The 3,527-nt window shown below is 61.5% G+C and carries 3 protein-coding genes and 1 pseudogene; 1 reads left to right on the forward strand and 3 read right to left on the reverse strand.

Features of this window, described 5'->3' with window-relative positions:
• Positions 1-401 (reverse strand): rhomboid family intramembrane serine protease (locus VGP39_RS26775; protein WP_327571109.1); only part of this gene is annotated, 401 nt, incomplete at its 3' end.
• A gap of 1,469 nt (positions 402-1,870) precedes the next feature.
• Between VGP39_RS26775 and VGP39_RS26780 the strand changes: the two genes are divergently transcribed.
• Positions 1,871-2,428 (forward strand): PAS domain-containing protein, encoded by a 558-nt coding sequence (locus VGP39_RS26780; RefSeq protein WP_327571110.1) that lies wholly within the window; start codon positions 1,871-1,873, stop codon positions 2,426-2,428.
• A 205-nt stretch (positions 2,429-2,633) separates the two neighbouring features.
• Here VGP39_RS26780 and VGP39_RS26785 read toward each other — a convergent pair whose 3' ends face one another.
• Both VGP39_RS26785 and VGP39_RS26790 read right to left on the reverse strand, forming a co-directional pair.
• The gene (locus tag VGP39_RS26785; RefSeq protein WP_327571111.1) at positions 2,634-3,236 is read right to left on the reverse strand and encodes a pyridoxamine 5'-phosphate oxidase family protein; all 603 of its coding nucleotides are present in this window, start codon (positions 3,234-3,236) and stop codon (positions 2,634-2,636) included.
• Positions 3,237-3,278: 42 nt separating this feature from the next.
• A pseudogene (locus VGP39_RS26790) lies at positions 3,279-3,527 on the reverse strand (sorbitol dehydrogenase); the annotation flags it as partial.

The raw sequence follows: 3,527 nt of genomic DNA on the forward strand, positions 1-3,527 counted from the left end.
TCGTGGGTAACCAGATGCGCCAGCGCGCCGGCAATCGCGGTCACCGCCATGAACAGGAAGAACCGCATTGCGCCGAAGCGGCGCGCCACCGCACTTCCGAACGGCAGCAGCCACAGCACGTTGAATCCGATGTGGCTGAGATTGGCATGCAGCAGCGAATAGGTCACCAAGGACCACGCCTTGGCGGGCGAGCCGCCGGGAAACGGCGTCGCCAGCAACGTGGAATCATAACGCTTGGGAATGAAGCCGAACACTTCGATGGTCCAGTATTCCAGATCCGGCGGCAGCAGCACGCGCAGATGGAGCACCGCGAGCAGCAGGACATAGGCGCTCAAGGCGCCCGGCAGCGTCAGGATCGGTTCGCGCGGGGCGTCGTGGGTGAGTTCTGGCGGGGAATCCAAGGAGTCGACAACCTCGGTGAAGCGGCGGTGCTGGGCGATGCGCCCAAATAGGCGGCTTGGCCCCAGGGCGCAAGGAGCAAAACCGGCGCTGCCATGGGCTGCGGGCGCAAATGGACGCACGCGGCCCCGGCTGCGGCGCGGCATTCGTTGTGATGCGCGGGCTTGACTGCGGGGACGAAGCCGCTTCGGCGCTCCGATGAAGACGTCGTCCCCGCCTTCGACCTAGGGCATGCACACATCTTTTGCTGGCGAGAAGACCAACAACTGCCGTCATCCTGAGAGCTTGTGAATCTATTGATTTTTGCGTTTTCCGACATGAGTCAAATCAAAGACTTAGGACCCGCAGAAACGTCGAAACTCGAATAGATTCACAAACTCTGAGGTGCTCGCCGTCTTCGGCGAGCCTCGAAGGATCGCCACAAGTGCCCGCGGCCATCCTTCGAGAGCGTAGGGCGCAATAAGCGAAGCGCATTGCGCCATCTGTCCGCCGCTCTTTCGCGTAAGGCGGCGCAATGCGCGTCGCGACGCGCCGCTTATTGCGCCCTACACGCTGAATTTGTGTCGACGCGTCGTTGATTTCTGATCCACAGATTCAACCAACCAAGCTTCTGCATTCTCGCGGCGCGATGCGTCCGAGGTTTGCCAGTCCCTCGCGAACCCAAGCGAGGGGATGGAGCGGCGGGAGGCGCCAGGATGCCAGCGGGCATCCTTTGAGGCGGGATTAACGTACCCACCTCGCGCGGCAAGGTGAGACCGCGCGCGCCCTAGGCAAGGCGCTGCGCCTCCCGGCGCTCCACCTGGCCACCGGCCTGTCGACCGTTCCGGGGCGCCCCGGTCCGGCCAGCTTTCGCTCTGTCCACTGCAGGATCGCTTCTAGAAAGCGGCCCTCATCGAACAGGACACGGAATATATACAGGAAAATAGGAATCAATCAATAGGAATTTTTGGGTTCCGCAAAAATATTTTCGTCGTCCCGGCGAATGCCCTGGAGCCGGGCCGTAACAAAGGGCGGTGTTTGGTATGGTCCCGGGTTCTGCACCGCTACGCATGCGCTGCTGCCTCCGCGGCACGCGGCGCGTTGTGAATCGTATGCGGCCATGACGCTGAGGTAAAAAAAGGGAGGGCCTGAGAAGCCCTCCCTTTGTCGATGCCGATCTTGCCGCACAAAGGAAATGGGCAACATACCCACCCCTTCCCGCGCGATGACCAAACTGTTTGACGCCACCTGTACCCGCCGGCCCTGGAGAAAACCGGCGAGGAGGCGCGGACATTACCCGCTTCGGCCGCAGCACCAACCGCATAGTTAACTTAACGTTAACGCCACAAACCTTGCGCAAAACCTGCGCAAAAGCGGCTGCGGCATGGACGCTGCAAGACCTCTCCTGCACAACAAACAGGGGGACGCGCGGTGCGTGAAAGCGGGACAGATGTGTCTCTTTCATGACGGCGCGGGTCAGGATCACTAAGTCATGAAGCATCCGTCGAGCCGGGAATTTTTCGCATATTGGGACCAACAGCGTGGGCACGCGCGCGCTCCCGACCGCGGCGAGATCGAGCCTGGCGCCGTGCGCGAACTGCTCGGCGACATCTTCGTGCTGTCCTACGACCCATCCGCCGGCTATCCGTTTCGCGTCGCCGGAACGCGGGTCTGCGCGCTGCTCGGCTGCGACCGCAAGGGATCGAGTTTTTCAGCGCTGTTCAACCCCGGCTGCCGCCGCGAGATCGAGGATATCGTCGGCGTCGTCGCCGAGGAAATGCTGGCCGCGGTGGCCGGCATTACCGCGACCGCCGAAGATGGCGCGGTGGCGCATCTGGAATTGCTGCTGCTGCCATTCAACCACCGCGCCCACACGCCGCTGAGCCTGACCGGACTGCTGGCGCCGTTCGGCGGCAGTCATGGCGCGGTCAGGGATTTCAACCTCACTTCGTGGCGCTACCTCGGCCATCCGCCGCAGCCCCTTGGGCCTCGCGTGTTGCGCAAACTCAAGGTCGCGCGCGGCCTCATGGTCTATGAGGGCTTGCGCTAAAATTGAATCGCCGCGACGCTCAGCTCACCTCTCCCCGCAGGGGAGAGGTCGACGCGCATCGTCAGATGCGCGGCGGGTGAGGGGCCTATCCGCGAGTCCAATTGCGTGGAGAGACCCCACACCCGAAGCCTGCGCTGCGCTGCGGCTTCGACCTCTCCCCTGCGGGGGAGAGGTGACGCGCGCTTCAACCTAAATTCATCACGCTCTAGTCGCTTTGCCGGTCCCTGCGCGGGGGCACGAGATCCTTGAACGCATCAAAGCATTTCCACGCCGGCTCGATGGGGGTGACGCCGGCGTGCGGAACATACACCGAAGGCTCGGTGAGTGTCAGGGAAGGAATGTAGCGCGGGCAATTCGGAAAAATCACGTTCACCTTGACGCGAACGATCATTTGCGCACCGACGGTATCGGAGAGCAAAGCATCGTCACGGTCGGTCCGGGCCTCGCCGTTGATACGCAATCGCTTCGGCTTGCCATGCATTGCAATGAACAAAAGCCCGACATGCGGATTGACTGCGAGGTTGCCGATACTCTTGAACATACCGTTGCCGTCGTAATCGGGAAATGCCAGTTCCGATGGTCCGGTGACCCGGACAAACCCCGGCGCGCCGCCTTTAAAAGAGCAATCCGGATGTCCGGATGCGTCGGCGGTCGCGATAAAGAAATAGATGCTGCTTTCGATATAGCTCTTGTCATCGTCGGTGAACTCAGAGCGGGATAGTTGTTCTTCAAGGCGATCGGCAAGACGTCGGCTGCCAAATTCGTCCTGAAACGAGCGATTGCCGTCGTGATAAAGTAGGCTTGCCATGATCAGCCTCCAAATCTATCCGCCAAAGCCTGCACGCTTAAGTCAGTCCACCAGTTCCGGCCACGGCACGATAGTCGATTTCACCGTCTTCATCGCCATCGCATCGGCGACGGCACGGCCGATCCCCTCCTCGGAGAAGGGATAGATCGTCTGCATCTCCAGCCACGGATATTTGTCGCGGGTCCGGTACAGCATGTCGACGCCGAGCGGCAGGTCGTTGCCGGTGAATCCCCAGGAGCCCAGCACGTTGAGGTCCTTGGTGCAGATGCGGTGCCACGACGTATTGATCGA

The organism is Bradyrhizobium sp., from assembly GCF_036009065.1.
Lineage (GTDB): Bacteria > Pseudomonadota > Alphaproteobacteria > Rhizobiales > Xanthobacteraceae > Bradyrhizobium.

Excerpts from the sequence above, each read along its gene's own strand:
- VGP39_RS26780 (WP_327571110.1), top strand. The coding sequence starts at position 1,871 with ATGAAGCATCCGTCGAGCCGGGAATTTTTCGCATATTGGGACCAACAG.
- VGP39_RS26785 (WP_327571111.1), bottom strand. The coding sequence starts at position 3,236 with ATGGCAAGCCTACTTTATCACGACGGCAATCGCTCGTTTCAGGACGAA.